The 20,984-nt window shown below is 42.0% G+C and carries 16 protein-coding genes; 9 read left to right on the top strand and 7 right to left on the bottom strand.

The window, feature by feature from the left end; translation table 11 throughout:
- The first annotated feature begins 244 nt into the window (after positions 1 to 244).
- Both rluA and L1266_RS04980 read left to right on the top strand, forming a co-directional pair.
- A complete protein-coding gene (rluA, locus tag L1266_RS04985; RefSeq protein ID WP_082401641.1) occupies positions 245 to 898 on the top strand; it encodes a bifunctional tRNA pseudouridine(32) synthase/23S rRNA pseudouridine(746) synthase RluA in 654 nt (217 codons plus the stop codon).
- An 81-nt stretch (positions 899 to 979) separates the two neighbouring features.
- Positions 980 to 1,915, top strand: coding sequence for a DUF3530 family protein (locus L1266_RS04980; protein WP_235377018.1), 936 nt, complete (start codon positions 980 to 982; stop codon positions 1,913 to 1,915).
- On the opposite strand, the gene djlA is transcribed toward L1266_RS04980, so the two are convergent.
- Genes djlA through L1266_RS04965 form a run of 3 tightly spaced genes read right to left on the bottom strand, consistent with a single transcriptional unit; the run spans position 1,898 to position 4,448 of the window.
- Complete coding sequence (gene djlA / locus L1266_RS04975; RefSeq protein WP_054551003.1) at positions 1,898 to 2,770, bottom strand: co-chaperone DjlA; 873 nt, start codon at positions 2,768 to 2,770, stop codon at positions 1,898 to 1,900. The two genes, L1266_RS04980 and djlA, sit on opposite strands and share 18 nt — an antisense overlap.
- A gap of 23 nt (positions 2,771 to 2,793) precedes the next feature.
- Entirely contained in the window at positions 2,794 to 3,450 is a 657-nt protein-coding gene (gene murU / locus L1266_RS04970; protein WP_235377017.1) for an N-acetylmuramate alpha-1-phosphate uridylyltransferase MurU, read from the bottom strand.
- Complete coding sequence (locus L1266_RS04965) at positions 3,447 to 4,448, bottom strand: aminoglycoside phosphotransferase family protein (protein ID WP_235377016.1); 1,002 nt, start codon at positions 4,446 to 4,448, stop codon at positions 3,447 to 3,449. Before L1266_RS04965 ends, murU begins: the two co-directional genes overlap by 4 nt.
- A 103-nt stretch (positions 4,449 to 4,551) precedes the next feature.
- On the opposite strand from L1266_RS04965, the gene lptD reads away from it, so the two are divergent.
- The 7 genes from lptD (at position 4,552) to L1266_RS04930 (ending at position 13,280) form a co-directional block, all read left to right on the top strand.
- Complete coding sequence (lptD, locus tag L1266_RS04960) at positions 4,552 to 6,798, top strand: LPS assembly protein LptD (RefSeq protein WP_054551000.1); 2,247 nt, start codon at positions 4,552 to 4,554, stop codon at positions 6,796 to 6,798.
- 36 nt (positions 6,799 to 6,834) lie between these two features.
- Positions 6,835 to 8,127, top strand: coding sequence for a peptidylprolyl isomerase SurA (gene surA / locus L1266_RS04955; RefSeq protein ID WP_235377015.1), 1,293 nt, complete (start codon positions 6,835 to 6,837; stop codon positions 8,125 to 8,127).
- A 5-nt stretch (positions 8,128 to 8,132) separates the two neighbouring features.
- On the top strand, positions 8,133 to 9,125 hold the full coding sequence (gene pdxA / locus L1266_RS04950) for a 4-hydroxythreonine-4-phosphate dehydrogenase PdxA (protein ID WP_054550998.1): 993 nt from the start codon (positions 8,133 to 8,135) through the stop codon (positions 9,123 to 9,125).
- Positions 9,122 to 9,928, top strand: a complete 807-nt coding sequence (rsmA, locus tag L1266_RS04945; protein ID WP_054550997.1) for a 16S rRNA (adenine(1518)-N(6)/adenine(1519)-N(6))-dimethyltransferase RsmA — start codon at positions 9,122 to 9,124, stop codon at positions 9,926 to 9,928. The genes pdxA and rsmA overlap by 4 nt, the downstream gene beginning before the upstream one ends.
- Positions 9,912 to 10,301: a Co2+/Mg2+ efflux protein ApaG gene (gene apaG, locus L1266_RS04940; RefSeq protein WP_054550996.1), complete on the top strand. Its 390-nt coding sequence runs from the start codon at positions 9,912 to 9,914 to the stop codon at positions 10,299 to 10,301. The genes rsmA and apaG overlap by 17 nt, the downstream gene beginning before the upstream one ends.
- Positions 10,302 to 10,307: 6 nt before the next feature.
- Entirely contained in the window at positions 10,308 to 11,123 is an 816-nt protein-coding gene (locus L1266_RS04935) for a symmetrical bis(5'-nucleosyl)-tetraphosphatase (protein ID WP_235377014.1), read from the top strand.
- Between the two features lie 141 nt (positions 11,124 to 11,264).
- Positions 11,265 to 13,280, top strand: a complete 2,016-nt coding sequence (locus tag L1266_RS04930; RefSeq protein WP_138601742.1) for a methyl-accepting chemotaxis protein — start codon at positions 11,265 to 11,267, stop codon at positions 13,278 to 13,280.
- 189 nt (positions 13,281 to 13,469) lie between these two features.
- Here L1266_RS04930 and lpdA read toward each other — a convergent pair whose 3' ends face one another.
- From lpdA to pdhR, 4 genes are all read right to left on the bottom strand, one after another.
- Positions 13,470 to 14,894: a dihydrolipoyl dehydrogenase gene (gene lpdA, locus L1266_RS04925; RefSeq protein WP_235377013.1), complete on the bottom strand. Its 1,425-nt coding sequence runs from the start codon at positions 14,892 to 14,894 to the stop codon at positions 13,470 to 13,472.
- A gap of 188 nt (positions 14,895 to 15,082) precedes the next feature.
- A complete protein-coding gene (aceF, locus tag L1266_RS04920; RefSeq protein WP_235377012.1) occupies positions 15,083 to 16,936 on the bottom strand; it encodes a pyruvate dehydrogenase complex dihydrolipoyllysine-residue acetyltransferase in 1,854 nt (617 codons plus the stop codon).
- 9 nt (positions 16,937 to 16,945) lie between these two features.
- Positions 16,946 to 19,612, bottom strand: a complete 2,667-nt coding sequence (gene aceE, locus L1266_RS04915) for a pyruvate dehydrogenase (acetyl-transferring), homodimeric type (protein WP_138602192.1) — start codon at positions 19,610 to 19,612, stop codon at positions 16,946 to 16,948.
- A gap of 85 nt (positions 19,613 to 19,697) precedes the next feature.
- Positions 19,698 to 20,447: a pyruvate dehydrogenase complex transcriptional repressor PdhR gene (gene pdhR / locus L1266_RS04910; protein WP_036965924.1), complete on the bottom strand. Its 750-nt coding sequence runs from the start codon at positions 20,445 to 20,447 to the stop codon at positions 19,698 to 19,700.
- Positions 20,448 to 20,984 lie beyond the last annotated feature (537 nt).

Below are 20,984 nucleotides of genomic sequence, written 5' to 3'. Positions count from 1 at the left end.
GACCTGTAAATCTGATAAGCCTTTACAGTGCGGACACTCTGGCTCAAGATAATTTACTTCTAAGCCACATCGTGAACAAGGCTTACTGCGAATTAAACCAAAGCGAAACATTTGTTTGTCCTTGTCTTAAAACTCCATAGCTGAATTTACTGTATCTTAACTACTTTTCGAAAACCAGCTCTGGCATTGTGTAAGCGCTCATACTCCTTTAAAATAGCGCCCTTGCATATCATCGAGGCTGGCTGTGTTACTCAATTATAATCCCCCAATGACACCTTATTTAAGTATTGTTTATCAAGACGATGACTTACTTATTGTGAATAAACCAAGTGGTTTACTTACTGTGCCGGGAAAAGACCCAAAACACGCCGACTGCCTTATTGCTCGCATTAATCGCGTTTTCCCAACGGCAAAAATTGTTCACCGCCTTGATATGGCGACCTCTGGCATTATTTGTTTAGCTATGCATAAAGAAGCGCATCGTAATTTAAGCATTCAGTTTCAAGATAGAAAAACTGCAAAACGCTACATTGCTCGCGTATTTGGTAAGCTTGAGCAAGAAACTGGTTCTGTAGATTTACCACTTATTTGTGATTGGCCGAACCGCCCAAAGCAAATGGTTGATCACGACAATGGCAAACCGTCATTAACCCACTTTAAAGTGCTAGAGTATGAACAGAATGCGACTCGTGTTGAGCTGACCCCTATTACTGGGCGTTCTCACCAACTACGTGTGCACATGCTGTCATTAGGTCACCCTATTTTAGGCGATAAGTTGTATGCTCACCCCGAGGCATTCGCCATGGCTCCTCGCTTACAACTGCATGCCGAAATGCTTACCTTAGCCCACCCTGCAAGCGGTGAAACACTGATTTTTGAAGCCGCTCCTGAGTTTTAAGACAATTCGCTAAATATTTAATAAAGACTGCCGATAGTTAATTTAATCACTGATTTAATTAAAGACTCTGGTAATATCGGCATGAATTTAAAACCCGCACATCGCTTAGCTTACGCAGCCTGTTTTGCGTTGATGGGTAATGTGAATGCTGCCGATTTTATTAAACCTACCCCTTGGTCAAGCTTGGTCACTAACGATATTCAGCGCTTTTTACCAAGTGATGAAATACGCACTCTGCTTGCCGGTGAAGATGAGTTCATTAGTTTATACCGTCAATCGATGGCAGCCAGTCAACGCGGAATTGTGCTAATCATTCCTGATTGGCAGCATCTCCCCACTAATAATGCTGGTATTAACTTTTTGCGCAAGCAGTTAAACGAAATTGGCTATGCAACCCTTGCCATGACCATGCCTGACATTGATTGGCACCCTGTCGATGTGACAACGCCCGAGTCACCTGAAAGCTCTGAAGCTGAGTCAACAACACAAAGTAGTCAACAAGGCGATGAGCAATCAACTCCTGCTCCACCAGCCGAAACACAACAAGCGCCGCATTTTGTTACAGGTGAACCTAATATTAGTGAAGCCGTACTTGATGATTATAAATTAAAGCTAATTGCCAGATTCAATGCCTTGTATATCAGTGCCATGGATGAAGGCGGCAACATTATTGTAGTAGCACAAGGTGCCAGTGCGGGGCTCTTGATTGAACATTATGCGAGCTTTCCAAACAACGAACTAAACGCTTTTATTAGCCTAGGTAGTTATTTACCTAACAGTATTCGTAACCAGCATCTCAATGCCACGCTTTCGACTATCAGCCCACCGTTACTGGATATTTTTTATAGTGAGGGTAACCCTGACACGCTGCAAAGTGTTAAAGACAGAAAACGTTGGGTAAGAAAACACGCAAAATATGACTACCGACAAAGAGAGTTATTTGGTGTGCCTTCAGAGCCTGAGCAGCACCAGCGACTGCTCAAAGAAGTCGACGGATTTTTACGCCGCCTTTTTTAAATACTCATAAGCCGCTTGAATATCTTGGCTTTTCTTTACCGCAACTTCCATCATATGTTTTGGTAAACCTTGCGATACCAGCTTATCGGGATGGTGCTGAGCCATGAGCTTTCGATAAGCAACTTTAATATCTCTCGCAGAAGCATCATTGTTTAAGCCTAAAAGAGCCAACGCTTGGGCACGATTCATACTATTATTCGGTGGCACACTGTGCCCTCTTTGTTCACTATGACTGCTGCGATTTTGCTGACTTTGTTGACGTTGTTGTTCATAAAAACGCTGTTGTTGCTGACGAAATGCAAATTCGGCTTGGTAGCGTTTTAATAAAATTGCAAACTGAGTACGTGAAATACCTAACTGCTTACTCACCTCTTGCAAAAGCTGCTTTTCTTGCTCTGCAAGGTGACCATCAGAAAAGGCCATTTGAATTTGTATTTCGAGGAACAGTTGCAATAAATCATGGCGTCGAGCAAAGCGCTCTTTAAAGTCATGAACGGTTTCTTTTAATGAAAAATCGCTTTCTTTACCACTACGAAAGGCATCTTGTGCTTCTCTGCGCTCATCGCCTGAGAGTCCCATTTCGTCCATAAACAAACTTGCAGCACGAATATGCGTTTCACTAACGCGACCATTCGATTTGGCGATATGCCCCATCACCGCAAAACAGCTAGAAAAGAAAAGTGCTTGGCGCTCGTTAATATCATCGCCTTTAAACAAACCAGAAAAACCACCGGCTTTATCAAAGTCTTGTTTTAAGCTGCGATCGAACATATGGCCTAGGTAAAGGCCCAGTAAGGCTCCTATAAATTTGCCAAACATAAAGCCAAAACAAAAACCGAGTACTTTTCCCCACATAATTTGGCAAACCTCTGTTGTTTTTACAAAGCGAAACGCTGATTGATTTCGTCGAGTCTGGCTGGTGTGCCAATGTCATCCCACTGACCCAAATAAAGTTCAGTCGAAACCTGGTACTCACTGAGCTTTTCGCGCAAGATTGGCCCAAGCGGGCGAATACCTGTGCTGAGACCTTTAAAGAAATCAGCATGATAACGACTTATACCGGAAAAAGTATACTTTTGACTATCAGGACTTAGATGACTCAGTGCAAAATCACCATCAGGATTATGCGCAGGATTTTCAACAAGGACAATATGCGCCTCACCGGCTTGCAGGTGCAACTGCATTAACGAAGTCACATCGTAATCAGTAAACACATCACCATTGATGACAATAAATTTTTCGCCCAATAACGGCAATGCTTGAATGATCCCCCCGGCGGTTTCAAGCCCCCCAGCCTGCTCTTGGCTGTAAGTGATCGATACACCAAACTGCGAACCATCACCGAAATACTCTGTTATTTTGTCACCCTGCCAGGCAAGGTTAATAACAATATCGGTAACCCCGGCTTGACGTAAGTTATTAATATGATGCTCTAATAATGGCTTGCCGTTAATCTTTAGCATCGGCTTTGGTTGCGTTTCGGTTAGCGGCATCATGCGTTTACCACGCCCCGCAGCTAGGATCATTGCTTTCATTTGGACTCTTTCGTTAAACGCTGCTTAGTCTGTGGCATAATTATCTGCTCTATCCACTGACCAAGGGCTGTTAACTCTGGGTATTCTTTACTGACATTACTGATGTATGTAAGGGTTGGCAGTACATTATTCAAATAGCCAGACTTACCGTCACGTAATTTTAAGCGGCAAAATATGCCCGCAGCTTTTAAATGACGCTGCACGCCGGTTAAGTCAAACCAACGTTTAAACATCGCAAACGAAGTGTCTTGCAATAGCTGCTGCTCGCTAAATTCGTCATAAGCGTAATGTAAAAGGTAGTCGAGCTCTTGTTCTGGTAGCTTGAAATAGCAATCTCTTAATAATGAAACAAGGTCATAACACACCGGCCCTTGTACGGCATCTTGATAATCGATGATTGCCCATTGCTGCCCTGTGCGCATAATATTACGACTATGGAAGTCTCGGTGCACCGTAACAATTGGTTGCTCAAGGGCATTATTAATTAATAACTCACAGGCTTGTTGCCACATTTTCTGCTCATCAGCAGAGAGTTGCTCACCAATAAAGTTATCGACTAACCAATCTCTAAAAATACTTAGCTCAAACTGTAAAAACTCGCCATCAAATACTTTCATATATTGGGCAGGCGGGATTTGCGCCCACTGTGCACTTAACTTTATTAGATGTTTGTAGTGTAAAGTGCGGTCTTCGTCGCCCAGTAAATCAGCCAAATGAGTATTGCCTAAATCACTCAGCAAGAAGAAGCCTTGTTTTTCATCAGCCTGAAGAATTTTTGGTAATTTAAACCCATGCTGAGAAAATACTTTGTTGAGTTCTATATAAGGTGTGTTATCCAGTTTGTCTGGATCTGAGTCCATGACAATATAGCTTTGATCACCTGTATTTACGCGGAAATAACGGCGAAAACTCGCATCCCCAGTGATGGCGGCTAATTGATATTCATCCTCTTTAAAGTGAGGATTTAAAAACTGCTGTAAACTTTTATAACGATTCATTTAGTAAGATATCTATTTTTCACTAAGTCAATTACTGTATTTGCCATTGTTTTCCTTTATTATGTCTAGCTTATATCCAACCAAAGAGCATTAAGGTCATTAAATGAGCAAAACCTGGGGCATAATGATGCTAAGCGTACTTAGCGCACCATCGTTCGCCGAAACTGAACTGGCACACAATTTTTGTGGCACTTCAATGCAAACCAGAGCTTGGCAACCGCTCCCTGGCCTTGAACTTAATACGATCGATATCAAATCCGATGATATTGAACTATTGGGTACCCAAAGCGCAGAATTTACCGGTAATGTAGATATTAACACCCTAACGATGAATTTGTCCGCACAAAGTGCACTGATTGACAAACAACGTGGGTTACTTAATGCAACCGGTCCTATCGTTTATCGCGATAAAGTAAGCCAAATTAATAGCTCTGGACTCAATGCAGATTTAAACAATTCTGAATTGAGCTTGCTAGGCGCAGACTATAAGTTTACTGATCAACTTGGTCATGGCGGCGCAGAAAAACTAACAGTTAATGAGTCTGGCCTAAACCTGATGAACGCAAGCTTTACTACCTGTCCGGGTGAAACACCTGTGTGGGCCATCGAAGCTGACGAAATCGACTTATCAAGAGAAGAAGGTTGGGGCGAAACACATAATACTGTGCTTAGAGTGTTTGATACCCCAGTACTTTATGTTCCTTATTTTACTTTCCCATTAGATGACCGTCGTAAGTCAGGTTTACTAACACCTAACTTCTCGAGCTCAGGCCGCTATGGTATCGAAACCATTACTCCTTATTACTGGAATATTGCACCAAATTACGACGCGACTATAACACCGCGCTATATGTCTAAACGCGGTTTACAAATGATTGGGGAGTTTCGTTATTTAACTGAGCAAAATAATGGCTTAGTTGCTGTTGAGTACCTAGACAAAGATGACGAAGAGCCAAATGTAGACTCTCGTTACCTGTTCCACTGGCAACAGCAAAGTTATTTAGGTGAAAACTGGCGTGCTAATATCGACATAACAAACGTCAGTGATGATAACTACTTAACCGATTTAAACTCTGGTTATGCGACTCGCACCGATACTCAGTTGTACCGCACCGGCTCTCTAACCCACTTAGGTGACACTTGGCGAACCAATATCAAGTTGCAAAGTTTTGAAGTACTTGGTGATCACCGTGAATCATATGCGGCGCTGCCACAAATTAGTTTTTCGCAAACTGATGCATATGATTTTTATGGCATTGATTTAACCCTTGATGGTGAGCTCAGTTATTTCACGAATGATGAAGCTGTAATTGATGAAGCAAGCCGTGTTCATATAGAGCCTAAAGCAAGTTTTGGTTACCAAGAATACGCATGGTCATTTTTATCTGAGTTCAGCTTATTACATACTGAATACAACCAACATGGTGACTTAGCTGGTACCGAGTTTGATGAAAATGTCACTCGAACCCTACCTAAAGTGCGTTTATACAGCCAATTAAATTTTGAGCGTGATACTGCATTTTTCTTTAAAGATGGTATTCAAACTCTTGAACCACAAATTCAGTACTTATATACGCCAAATAAAGACCAATCAAATATTGGTCTTTACGATACAGCAAAATTACAAGACGATTTCTTTGGCTTATTTAGAGATCGCCGTTTTTCAAGTATCGACCGGATAGCAACCGCAAACCAATTTACGTTAGGTGCAACAACACGCTTATTTAGTAGTGAAAATGAAGAAGTATTTAACTTCAGTGCCGGACAAATTTTTTATTTAAGTAATGATGCCAAGCCTACATCACAAGGTATCGACTCCGACACTAACTACAATGCCTTGTTTGCAGCGCAAACCATGTTACATTGGCACCGTCGTTGGTATTTATCAGGTGGTATCCAGTACGACACTGATGGTAAAGAAATTATTCAGTCAAATATCACCTTAGATTATAAAGGTGACGATAAACAGCTCGTGCAATTGAACCATCGCTATGCAAATGATGTCTCAGGCAATACAATCGAGCAAGTTGGTCTATTTACCAGCATTCCGCTATCAGAAGATTGGCAGTTTGTTGGCAGCTACCACCGTGATTTAGAGAGCGGTCGTAGTATTGAGGTTTTCAGCGGTCTTCAGTATGAATCATGCTGTTGGGCGTTTCAAATCACAGGCCGTCGTCAAATCGAAACTGATTTGAACCAGGCGATTGGTCAAGAGCAAGCAACCTTTGACACAAGTATTGGTTTCAATATTGTGTTAAAAGGGCTTGGAAGCAAAAGCCGTTATGATGCACAAAAATTATTACAACAAGGTATTTTTGGCTATCGTAGACCGTATTTTCTTAATAACTAGTACCGCAGTACTATTAGCAAGAGTATTAGAAAAAGTATGAATTTAAAAAAATTATTTGCATCAGCATTATTAACAGTTGGCCTATGCCAAAACGTTTTCGCAAAACCAGTTGAAATTGACAAAGTGGTGGGCGTTGTTAACCAAGGTGTTATCTTACAAAGTGAAGTAGACACCATTGTTAATCGCGTAAAGACTCAGGCTGCAGAGCAAGGTCAAGAATTACCTTCTGATGATACACTGCGAATTCAAGCCATTGAGCGTTTAGTTAGCCAAGAACTAATGATGCAACTTGCTGAGCGTATGGGTCTTGAGATTTCAGACTCGCAATTAGACCAAACTTTAGAAAATATGGCGCGTGAGCAAGGTGGCAGTATTGCTGACTTACGTCGGACAATTGAAGCGGCTGGAGACAGCTACCCTGCATATCGCGAAGAAATCCGTAAAGAGATCACCACGCAACAAGTAACTCGTATGAACGTGGATCGCCGTATTTATATCAGTACGCAAGAAATTGATAACCTGTTAAAAATCATGGAAACACAAGGTAAAAATGCCGAAGAATATGACATTGGCCATATCTTGATTGATATTCCTAGTGATGCTACTGCGGATGAAATTGCGAGCGCTAAAACGCGAGCTGAGAAAGTTATTGAGTTTTTAAAAGAAGGCAAAGAGTTCAAGCGTATTGCTATTTCATCTTCAAGCGGCTCAAAGGCACTTGAGGGTGGTCAGCTTGGTTGGATGAGCATCAACGAAATGCCATCGCTATTCGCAGAAGCTGTAAAAGGTCATAAAAAAGATGACATTGTTGGTCCGCTTCGTTCAGGTGCTGGTTTCCACATCATCAAAGTGCAAGATGTTCGTGGTCGTCAAGTTGTTGAAACAACAGAAGTTCGTTCACGCCATATCTTAGTTAAACCATCAATTATTTTAAGTGAAGAAAAAGCGCGTGACATGCTTAAAGGCTTTGCAAAAGATCTTCGTGATGGTAAAGCTGACTTTGGTGAACTTGCTAAAGAATACTCTGAAGATCCAGGTTCAGCACTAAAAGGTGGTGAGTACGACTGGACTGACCCAAGCACCTATGTACCAGAGTTTAAAAATACCCTGCTTTCTCTAGATAAAAATGAAATCAGTGAGCCATTCAGAACTCAGTTTGGTTGGCACATTGTACAGCTACTTGATAAGCGTGTAGCAGATAAAACAGAGCAAGCTAAACGTAACCGCGCTCACCAACTACTGTTTAATCGTAAATTTAAAGAAGAAAGTTTCAACTGGCAGCAAGAAATGCGTGAGCAAGCACACGTTGATATTTTCCCAACAGAATAATAATTATGACCATTAGAATTGCAATTACCCCAGGTGAGCCAGCTGGTATTGGCCCTGATTTACTTATCAAGTTAGCGCAGCACCAGTGGGATGCCCAACTGGTGGTGATTGCTGATGGCGCGTTATTAAAACAGCGCGCTAAGTTGCTTGGTTTAGATATCAATTTAATTGACTTCGATGATAGCCAAGCACCAAGCATTGCCCCTGCAGGCAGCGTTTACTTACACCAAGTAGATTTAGGCACAGACGTTGAAGTGGGCGTACTTAATGACGCTAACGGTCAATATGTGTTGGATACACTGCGCATTGCCAGTGAAAAAAATATGGATGGTACTTTTGCTGCTGTTGTTACAGGCCCTGTTCATAAAGGGATTATCAACAAAGCGGGGATTTCGTTCAGCGGTCACACAGAGTATTTTGCACAGCAATCAAATACTGCTGATGTGGTGATGTTGTTAGCAACTGAAGGCTTGCGTGTGGCACTTGTTACGACCCATATACCGCTTGCTTATGTATCGCGCGCAATCACCGTTGAGCGTTTAAGCAAAGTAGCCACAATATTAAATCATGACTTACAAACAAAGTTTGGCATTGAAAAGCCACGCATTCTCGTATGTGGCTTAAACCCACATGCCGGCGAAGATGGTCATTTAGGCACTGAAGAAATTGACACTATAACGCCAACTCTTGAGCTATTAAATAACCAAGGTATGAACTTAATTGGCCCATTGCCTGCTGATACCCTATTCCAAGATAAATATCTTTCGCAAGCAGATGCAGTGCTTGCAATGTATCACGATCAGGGATTACCTGTGCTAAAATACAAAGGTTTCGGCAATTCGGTCAACATCACTCTTGGCCTGCCATTTATTCGCACCTCAGTAGATCACGGCACGGCTCTCGATTTAGCCGGCACAGGTACTGCTGATGTAGGTAGTTTTGAATTAGCGATCCGCGAAGCAATTAAGCTCGCCCATGAAAAAGCACAGAATCAATGACAGATAAAGTACATTTAGGACACCGCGCTCGTAAGCGTTTTGGTCAAAACTTTTTAAACGATGACATGATCATCGACAAAATCGTCACGGCCATTGATCCTAAACCTGAAGATAATTTAGTAGAAATCGGCCCGGGTCTTGGTGCTATCACTGAGCCAGTCGCTGATTTAAGTGGCCACCTAACGGTTGTTGAGTTAGATAAAGACTTAGCAGAACGTTTAACGAGCCACCCATTTTTAGGGCCAAAGTTAACAGTGCATCAAGGCGATGCAATGAAGTTCGACTTTAGCTCTTTGATCAAGTCAGACGAAAAATTAAAGATTTTTGGTAACTTACCTTACAATGTTTCGACCCCGCTGTTATTCCATTTATTTGAATTTGCAGACAATGTTGAGCATATGCACTTTATGCTGCAAAAAGAAGTGGTTAAACGTATGGTCGCAGGCCCAGGCAGCAAAGCTTTTGGCCGCTTGAGTGTAATGACACAATATTACTGTCACGCAATGCCAGTGATTGATGTGCCACCAGAGTGCTTTAAGCCAGCCCCTAAGGTCGATTCAGCAGTAATTCGTTTGATCCCTAAAAAGCCTGAACAGCGTTCAGCTAAAAGTACAAAACTTCTTAACACAGTATGCTTAGAAGCCTTTAATCAGCGCCGTAAGACTCTGCGTAATAGTTTATCTAACTTACTTACAGCTGAAGAACTAACAAGCATCGGCATTGATATCACGCTGCGTGCTGAAAGCCTGTCTTTACAACAATTTATTGATATAGCTAATTGGATTTATGACAACAAGCAGTAATCTAGGTTCTCCAATTAAGGTGTCGGTTGAGACCTTCTACGTAGAAGGTCAATCAGAGCCTGAACAAGATAAATACGTTTTTGCTTATTCTATCACCATTAAAAACCACAGTTTATGCAGTGCTAAGCTCTTGAGCCGTTATTGGTTAATTACTGATGCTAACGGTAAAGAAGTGGAAGTACAAGGTGAAGGTGTTGTTGGTGAAACCCCAACCATTGCCCCAGGTGAAAGCTACAAATACACCAGTGGCGCTGTTCTTGATACCCCAGTTGGGACAATGCAAGGTCATTACACCATGCGTAACGAATTTGGGACTGAATTTGAAGCGCCAATCGAGGTGTTTCGTTTAGCTCGCCCAAACATATTGCACTAAATAACGATGGCTGATTATGCAGTTGGTGATTTACAGGGGTGTTATAATGAATTTGATGCGTTATTGAAACGGGTCAACTTCAACCCAAGCCAAGATCACCTTTACTTAGTCGGCGATATAGTCGCTCGAGGTCCTAACTCACTCGCCTGTCTCGAGCGTCTTCATACTATGCAAGGGAGTGTAACTATTACCCTTGGTAATCATGATTTACACCTTATCGCTTGTCATTATCTAAATAAACCTGCAAATCCAAAAGATAAGCTGGCCGATGTTTTTAATAGTCCAAAACGCGCTGAATATATTCATTTTTTACAGCAACAGCCATTAGCTATTTGGCTTGAACGCTATAACATGCTGATAAGTCATGCTGGCCTAAATCCTAGCTGGTCAATAAAAAAAGCATTGAAACGTGCTAGTTTTGCCCAACAATGCTATCAAGGAGCTGATGCAACTCATTACTTCGCCAATATGTACGATCCCCATCCGTTACAGTGGCAATCGAATTTAAGTAGTGAAGCTAAATTTCGCTATATTGTTAATTATTTCACTCGGATGCGGTTCGTAAACCTTACAGGTGAACTCGATTTTGCAAACAAAACCAGTATTAGTGAAGACAGCTCAATAATACCTTGGTTCGATCACCCTGATATTTCTAAGTTAAAACAGCATATTGCATTTGGCCACTGGGCTGCTTTAGAAGGTAAAGTCAAACAAGAAAACATCCACGCACTTGATACTGGCTGTGTTTGGGGTGGCGCAATGACCCTAATGGAACTCAACACAAAAGACTATTTCGTCGAAAAATCCCACTCTTTTATCTAAATAAACTGAAAAATAGCTGAACATCTGTTAGATTTATAACAATTAAAATAAATTTAATTTAAAGCTAATTAAATTTAAATACTTAACTAATTGGCAACCTTGCCGATAAGTGTTGATTAGTACTATTTTCTGGAATTGCATATGAACTTGACCGTTAGACAGCGCATTTGGGGTGGCTTTATTGTTATTACGTTACTCCTGCTTTTTATTGGTGGTAACTCGTTGGTAAAAATTACCAACATAGATCAATCAACACAGCGAGTTAACCAGCTTTCGCTGCCAGCTCTCGATAAGAGTTATGAGTTACAGGTTGAATTTATTTTAATGAGTAAGTCAGCTCAGGCAAGTTTTTATACTAGTGCGCAAGATGAACTGGCGACATTAAGAAAAAATTTCAACCAACAAAAAAAACGATATGATAATTCCTACCAAGAGCTTCAACAAATTGTTAGCAACGATCCAAAGCTAAAACAAAGCAGCCAACAAGTTGAGCAAACTTATAAGCGCTTTGTTAAGTCTGTCGACAACCTGTTTGCAGATAAACAAACTCAACTTGAGCTAAATAAAACACTACGCACCCAGCTTGAAAACATCGAAATCAGTGCTGAAGATGCAAATTCAGTGGTGCTTGATATTATTGATATAGATGGACTTGAAGAAAACCATTCACGTGCTTATCAAGCCGCCAATAACATGGAAAACAACTTCCAATCAGTCGTCACTAACAGCACTGATATGCTAACGGTGAAAACTCTCAACACATTAGACATCGTAAAAAATGAACAGGTTTATTACTTAGAAGAAGTTGAGCGTAGTTTAGGGCTCATTCGCCCAGCAATTATTGATAATAACGCCGGTTTGTATAATGATTTAAACGGCTACTTTGAAACGCTTTCAGATAATGTTCGTGGTAATAACAGTTTATCTGCAAATAAAAAACGTTTAATTGATGCAATTGCTAAAACAGAAGCTGAATTAGCAAACGCAGAAAACTCTACTAGTGAAGCATTAAAGCAATTAAAAGAACTAGTTGACCAAGCTACAGTGCTGGCTTTTGACTTGCAGCAAGATGTCAGCGGTAATGTCTCAACAGCAACTATTTGGACTTGGGTTGCCATGGTGATTGCTACTTTAATTGCTATCATCGTTGCTGCTGTGACTGTTAACCGTATAACCAAGCCCCTTTCTGAAGTAAACCGTATCCTTGATATTGTGGCAAGCGGTGACATGACACAGCGCCTAGACGACTCAGCTAAAGACGAATTCGGTGAACTATCACGTAGCTGTAACACGCTAATTGAAAGTTTGCGTACGCTTATCCAAGGTATAATCTCTCGCTCTACACAGCTAGCAGCTGCTTCTGAAGAGACATCGGCAATCACTGAAGAATCTAGCCAAGCTATACGTAATCAACAAGCACAGGTTGAACAAGCGGCAACGGCAACAACTGAGATGAGCAGTACATCACAAGCGGTAAGTAGCAGTGCACAACAAGCTCTTAGTGAAATAAAGAACGCTGACAAAGAAGCAGATCGTGTCAAAGGCATTTCATCACAAAATAAAGCAACCATTGAGCAACTAGCTCGTGAAGTCGATGATGCATCGCAAGTTATCAACCAACTTCATAAAGACAGCGCTTCAATCGGTGGCATTTTAGATGTTATTCGTGGCATTGCTGAGCAAACCAACCTACTTGCGCTTAATGCAGCCATTGAAGCAGCCCGTGCCGGTGAACAAGGCCGAGGCTTTGCCGTAGTTGCTGATGAAGTACGCTCTCTAGCAAGCAAGACTCAAGAGTCGACCCAAGAGATCCAAGCAATGATTGAATCGCTTCAGGTTGGCGCTGAGGCTGCTGTATCGGCTATGTCGAAAGGTAAGCAACAAGCTGAGTCGTGTGTTGAGCAATCAGACCTTGCAAACACGGCCCTTGATTCAATCACTGCTGCCGTTGCACAGGCTCATAACGTAAGTGAAGAGATTTCAACAGCCGCTCACGAACAACAGCAAGTATCTCAAGAGATCAGTGAACGTTTAGAGTCGATTGTAGCAATCGCAGAGCAAACAGCTGAAGGTGCAAACCAAACTAATATCTCAAGCTCTGAAGTAGCAAAACTGGCTGAAGAACTGCGTTTATCGGTAGATGCGTTTAAAGTATAGTAAGCTACAAGCTAATGAAGAATAGAAGCCGTGTTTGTGAAAGCAAACGCGGTTTTTTTGTAGTAATTCTTAACGAAGCTAACAGCTGGCTTTTGATTCAGTCTTATTGCGAATAACTAAAATGTGCTGATGGTTGAAAACAAAAAACCCAGCCGGAGCTGGGTTTTTAAAATGATTAGTCAAAAGAACTTACTTCTTTTTAACTGCTTTTTTGTTTGGAAGGTCAGTGATTGAACCTTCGAAGATTTCAGCAGCTAGACCGATTGATTCGTTTAACGTTGGGTGAGCGTGAATAGTTAACGCTAGGTCTTCACCGTCTGCGCCCATTTCAACAGCTAAGCCGATTTCACCTAGCATTTCACCTGCGTTGATACCAACCATAGCACCACCGATAACACGACCTGAGTCTTTATCGAAGATTAGCTTAGTTTGACCTTCAGTACGTGCTGAAGCGATTGCACGGCCAGAAGCAGCCCAAGGGAATACAGCAGTTTCGATGCTTAAGCCTTGCTCTTTTGCTTCTTTCTCAGTTACACCAACCCATGCGATTTCTGGATCTGTGTATGCGATTGAAGGAATGCACTTAGGATCGAAGAAGTGTTTCTGACCAGAGATAACTTCTGCAGCAACGTGAGCTTCGTGAACCGCTTTGTGTGCAAGCATTGGTTGACCAACGATATCACCGATAGCGAAGATGTGATCAACGTTTGTTTTAAGCTGTTTATCAACATTAATGAAACCACGCTCATCAACGTTAACGCCTGCCTTATCAGCGTCAAGTAATTTACCGTTAGGTGTACGACCAACAGCAACAAGTACTTTGTCGTAACGTACTGCGTCAGCTGGTGCGTTTTTGCCTTCGAATGAAACGTATAGACCGTCTTCTTTCGCTTCAACACCAACAACTTTAGTAGAAAGCATTACGTTGAACTTGTTCTTAACGTATTTTTGGTAGATTTTGATAACGTCTTTATCAGCTGCTGGTACTAATTGTTCAGCAAACTCAACAACGTCGATTTCAGAACCTAGTGCACGGTATACAGTACCCATCTCAAGACCGATGATACCACCACCTAAAACAAGTAGTTTCTCAGGAACGTCTTTAAGCTCTAGTGCACCTGTTGAGTCAATTACACGGTCATCTTCAGGGATGAAAGGTAAGTTAACAGGTTGAGAACCTGCTGCAATAATAGCATTGTCAAACGTGATTGTTGTTGTACCGTCAGTACCTTCAACAGCAATGGTGTTGCTGCCAGTGAATTTACCGTAACCGTTAACCACTTTCACTTTACGCATTTTAGCCATGCCGTCTAGGCCGCCAGTTAATTGACCGATTACAGACTCTTTCCAAGAACGGATTTTGTCTAGGTCGATTTCAGGCTTGCCAAAAGTAACGCCGTGAGATGACATTTCAGCAGCGTCATCGATCACTTTAGCTACGTGTAAAAGTGCTTTTGAAGGAATACAACCCACATTTAGACATACACCGCCTAATGTGTTGCGAGATTCTACCAATGTTACTTCTAAGCCCAAGTCAGCAGCACGGAAAGCCGCAGAATAACCACCAGGACCACCGCCTAGTACAACAACTTGAGTTTTTAATTCGTTGCTCATGCTATTACCTTAAATGTTTGAACGGGACACTGCCCCTAAGTTTAACTGCCATGTTTCTGCAAGGCAGAAAGGGAGAGCAGATATCTATACCAAGATTGTTCTATAGCAAAGATTGTATCATTGCCAATGGTAAAAATCCCAGCAAAAAACAACTTGCTGGGATTTGATTCTTATAATTAATGAGGAGATTACATCACTAGTTGACGAATATCGCTCATGTAGCTTGCTAGCGTCACAGTAAAGCGTGCTGCTAGTGCACCGTCAATAACCCTATGGTCGTATGACATTGATAATGGAACCATTAATTTAGGTTCAAACTCTTTGCCATTCCACTTAGGTTTCATTTCTGACTTAGATACACCCAAGATAGCAACTTCTGGCGCATTTACAATTGGTGTGAACGCTGTACCACCAATACCACCAAGGCTTGAGATTGTGAAACAACCGCCTTGCATATCAGATGACGTTAGCTTGCCGTCACGTGCTTTCTTAGAAATATCCATTAACTCACGAGAAAGCTCAATGATGCCTTTCTTATCAACATCTTTGAATACTGGAACAACCAAACCGTTTGGCGTATCAACAGCAACACCAATGTTGATGTACTTCTTCAAGATTAAGCTTTCGCCGTCTTCAGACAGTGAAGAGTTAAACGTTGGGAATTCAGCCAATGCTTTCGCCGCTGCTTTCATCACAAATACAAGTGGTGTGATTTTAACACCCAGCTTTTTCTTCTCTGCAAGCGCATTTTGCTCTTTACGGAATGCTTCAAGGCTGGTGATATCAGCTTCGTCAAACTGTGTAACATGCGGGATTTGCACCCAGTTACGATGTAAGTTAGCACCTGATAGCTTCTGGATACGAGAAAGTTTTTTCTCTTCGATTTCACCAAACTTAGCAAAATCAACCTTAGGCCAAGGGATAAGACCTAGCTCGCCGCCACCGGCATTACCTTTACCTGCAGATAGCTGACCTGACTCAACTTTCTTCACAAGGTCTTTCACGTAGTTTTGTACGTCTTCTTTCACAACACGATTCTTACGACCCGTGCCTTTTACGTTCGCTAGGTTAATACCAAACTCACGTGCTAAACGACGTACCACAGGCGATGCATGTGCATACGCTTTGTTATCTGCAAAGCCTTCGTTGCTTGCAGGTGCTGATGCAGGCGCTGCTTCAGCTTTTGCAGGAGCAGGTGCCGCTGCAGCTGGTGCACTACCCGCTACTTCAAATACAAAGATAAGTGAGCCAGTTGATACTTTATCCCCAGCTGCTACTTTGATTTCTTTAACAGTACCGGCAAATGGTGCTGGTACTTCCATTGATGCTTTATCGCCTTCAACGTTTAAGATTGACTGATCTTCTTCAACCTTGTCGCCTACAGCAACCATCACTTCGGTTACTTCAACTTCGTCACCACCGATATCAGGCACGTTAACTTCTTTAGTGCTTGATGCCGGCGCTGCTTCAGCTGGTGCTGATTCTGCAGCAGGCGCTTCTGAACCGCTTGAAGCTGTTTCAAAAACGAAGATTAGAGAGCCAGTTTTCACTTTATCGCCAGTCGCGATTTTGATCTCTTTAACCGTACCCGCAATTGGAGCAGGTACTTCCATTGATGCTTTATCGCCTTCAACGCTTAATAAAGATTGCTCTTCTTCAACCGTGTCACCTACCGCAACCATGATTTCAGTTACTTCAACTTCATCATCGCCGATATCTGGCACAGTTACTTCCTGTGTAGCAGAAGCTGCAAGCGCAGCTGCTGGAGCTGGCGCTTCTTCTTTAGCCTCTGCAGGAGCCGCAGCTTGTTCTTCACCTTCGAAGATCATGATAAGTGAACCAGTAGTTACCGTATCACCTTCAGCTACTTTAATTTCTTTAACCGTACCTGCTTGTGCAGCAGGTACTTCCATTGATGCTTTGTCGCCTTCAACCGTTAATAACGATTGGTCAACCTCAACCTTATCACCAACGCTAACAAGGATTTCGGTTACTTCAACTTCATCGCCACCGATATCTGGTACATTAATTTCAATACTCATTGGAACCTCTTATGCGTATAGCGGGTTAACTTTGTTTGTGTCGATGTCGAATTTCTTGATTGCTTCAACAACCACTGACTTCTCAACTTCACCACGTTTAGCAAGCTCAGATAGTGTTGCAACCACAACATAACCAGCATTCACTTCGAAGTGACGACGTAAGTTTTCACGGCTATCAGAACGACCGTAACCATCAGTACCTAACACTTTGTAGTTGCTGCTTGGTACGAATGAACGAACTTGTTCTGCGTAGTTCTTCATGTAGTCTGTTGCTGCAACAGTCACGGCATCTGTTAATGCGTTCGTGATGTAAGCGGTCTTTTGCTCTGCTTCAGGGTTAAGCATGTTGAAACGCTCAGCGTCTTGACCGTCACGCGTTAACTCATTGAATGACGTTACAGAGAATACATCTGAACCAATACCATACTCTTCGCTCAGGATTTGTGCCGCTTTGCGCACTTCAATCATGATAGTACCTGAACCTAGTAACTGTACTTTCGCTTTATCGCCAGCCACAGTTTCAAGCTTGTAGATACCTTTACGAATACCTTCTTCAGCGCCTTCTGGCATTGCCGGTTGATGGTAGTTTTCGTTCATTAGCGTTAGGTAATAGAACACGTTTTCTTGATCTTCGCCGTACATGCGACGGATACCGTCTTGCATGATTACCGCTACTTCGTATGCGAATGTCGGATCATAAGAAATACAGTTAGGAACCGTGTTAGCAAGAATGTGGCTGTGACCATCTTCGTGCTGTAAACCTTCACCGTTTAGTGTAGTACGACCTGCCGTAGCACCTAGTAAGAAACCACGTGCTTGTTGGTCACCAGCCATCCACGCCATATCACCTACACGTTGGAAACCAAACATTGAGTAGTAGATGTAGAATGGGATCATTGGTAAATCGTTAGTGCTGTATGATGTTGCAGCAGCAACCCATGATGACATTGCACCTAACTCGTTGATACCTTCTTGTAGTACCTGACCTGATGTTGCTTCTTTATAGTAAGAAACGATGTCACGATCTTGTGGCGTGTAGTTTTGGCCATGCGGATTATAAATACCGATTTGACGGAATAAACCTTCCATACCAAATGTACGCGCTTCATCAGCGATGATAGGAACGATGTTTTTACCAATGCCTTTGTCTTTTAGTAATACGTTAAGTGCACGTACAAAGCCCATTGTTGTAGAGATGTCACGTTTTTGCTCTTCAAGTAGTGGCTTGAACGCCTCAACTTCTGGCAATGTTAAGCTTTCAGAAAACTTAGGAATACGCTTAGGTGTGTAACCTTGAAGCGCTTCACGACGAGCGTGAAGATACTTGTACTCTTCAGAGCCTTCTTCAAGAGTAAGATATGGTAAATCTTTAATTTCTTCATCAGAAACTAAATCTTGTAGACCTAAACGTGAACGTAGGTGCTCAACATGAGTCATGTCCATTTTCTTAACTTGGTGCGCGATGTTTTTACCTTCAGCCGCTTCACCCATGCCGTAACCTTTTACAGTTTTAGCTAGGATCACAGTCGGACGATCTTTAGTTTCTTCCGCTTTTTTGAATGCAGCGTAAAGTTTAGAAGGCTCATGACCACCACGCTTAAGTGCGAAGATCTCTTCATCAGTCATATCAGCAACAAGTGCTGCTGTTTCTGGGTAACGACCGAAGAAGTGCTCACGAACATATGCACCGTCTTTTGCTTTATATGTTTGGTAATCACCGTCAATCGTTTCGTTCATTAACTGCAGTAATTTACCTGATGTATCTTTAGCAAGTAGGATATCCCAACCACTACCCCATACAACTTTAATCACGTTCCAGCCTGCACCTTTGAATAGGCCTTCAAGCTCTTGAATGATCTTACCGTTACCCATTACTGGGCCATCTAAACGCTGTAGGTTACAGTTGATTAGGTAACATAGGTTATCTAGCTTCTCACGCGCAGCGAATGAGATTGCACCACGTGATTCTGGCTCATCCATTTCACCATCGCCTAAGAAAGCGTATACACGTTGGTTTTTAGTGTCTTTTAAGCCACGACCATCTAGGTATTTTAAGAAACGAGCTTGGTAGATTGAAGCAATTGGACCAAGACCCATAGATACCGTAGGGAACTGCCAGAATTCAGGCATTAACTTAGGGTGTGGGTATGAAGGAAGACCTTTACCATCAACTTCTTGACGGAAGTTATCAAGCTGCTCAGCAGTTAAACGACCTTCAACAAATGCACGTGCATAGATACCTGGAGAAATGTGACCTTGGTAATAAACTAAATCACCGCCATCAACATCGTTTGGTGCTTTGAAGAAGTGGTTAAAACATACTTCATAGAATGCAGCTGAAGACTGGTAAGACGCCATATGGCCGCCTAAGTCTAGATCTTTTTTCGACGCGCGTAATACGATCATGATCGCATTCCAACGAATGATTGAACGAATACGACGTTCAATGTTTACGTCACCTGGGTAAGCAGGTTCTTGATCTACCGGAATGGTATTAACGTAGTTAGTGGTTGTGCCAGTAGGCATATCAACACCGTCTAAACGGGCTTGCTCTAACACTTGCTCAAGTAAGAATTGAGCACGTTCAACACCTTCTTCACGCACAACAGACTCAAGGGCTTGTAACCACTCTTGTGTTTCTAGCGCGTCTACGTCAATTTTATTGACTTCAGACATATGGAGGTTTCCTTATGTTTAAAATACTAATTATTTTAATAAATCTTAAAATTAAGTAGTTAACTAAACTTAGCTAATCACTTGCTTAATGTTGTTTGGTGCGTCTTAAACTACGTTCAATCCGCGAATGCTCTTTGCCAGCCTCAAGTAAGGCTTCTTCGATAAAGGCTAAGTGAGCATTACTAGCAAGACGTGCTTGCTCTGGGTTTCCTTCAATAACCGCATCCATCAACAGTCGTCTATGTTCTGCGAGCTGCTGGCTGATCTGTGGTTTTTTTAACAGTACAGTTAAATTCTGTAATACATTTTGCTCTAGCAAGGCCTGCATACCACGAACTAAATGTAGCAGTACAACATTATGGGACGCTTCTGCCACACTAAAATGAAATGCATTTATTGCTTTTGCTTTTTGCACAATGTCGTCATTAACGAGCGCAATGTTGTCAAAGCTTTGTTTTACTTTTTTGAAGTCATTCGTCGTGCCACGCATAGCTGCATAATATGCTGCAATTCCTTCAAGGGCATGACGAAATTCGAGTAAATCAAATTGTGACTCTGGATGCTTACTAATCAAATCAAAAAGCGGATCAGTGAGCCCCTCTTCAAGCTGATTTTTTACGAACGTTCCGCCCCCTTGGCGACGCGTTACTAACCCCTTGGCTTCTAGCTTTTGAATCGCCTCACGCAGTGAAGGTCGCGATACTTCAAATTGTTTCGCTAATTCACGTTCAGGAGGCAGCTTTTCGCCTGGCGCCAACGACCCCTCAAGAATCATATTCTCAAGTTGTTGTAAAATTACATCAGATAATTTTGCTGCTTTAATCTTTAAAGACATTTATTAACGTCCGCATTGTTATGCGCTAACCCCATAAATATCGGGTATTTAGCCTTGTGCTTTGACCAAAAAGGTAAATTGGTCATACCAAATTTGTCGCATACGTTATCAAAAACCCGTATTTCTGTCAATTTCACTACGTTCAGCGCCTAGTTACACCCTAACGTAATTAGCCTAAAGATTAAACAGTATGGATTAAAGTGGCTTTTTCTGAAGGAAAAAACAATAAAAAATAAATGGTCAGACCAGATTGGGCGGCAAAAGCTTTTAGAGGTCAGGTTTTAGATGTTAGTTGAATTGAGTAGCTTTGTAACAACGGGTTTACCCCGCAACAAAAGCTTTTAGAGGTCAGGTTTTCGGTGTTAGTTGAATTGAGTAGCTTTGTAGCAGCGGGGTTACCCCGCGTCGTTGAATTGAGTACTGAAAAATATTCGAAGTAGGATGCACTTCAGTGCTGAAAAAATCAGAACTCAATCGAAGTGCATTAGTAGAGCAATTAATGAATAAAGTTATACAACAAGCTTTACTCTTTCAACT

Source organism: Pseudoalteromonas sp. Cn5-37 (genome assembly GCF_021532495.1).
GTDB lineage: Bacteria > Pseudomonadota > Gammaproteobacteria > Enterobacterales > Alteromonadaceae > Pseudoalteromonas > Pseudoalteromonas simplex.
Note: the sequence above shows the minus strand (reverse complement) of the source record. Positions and strands in the feature narration are given on the sequence as shown.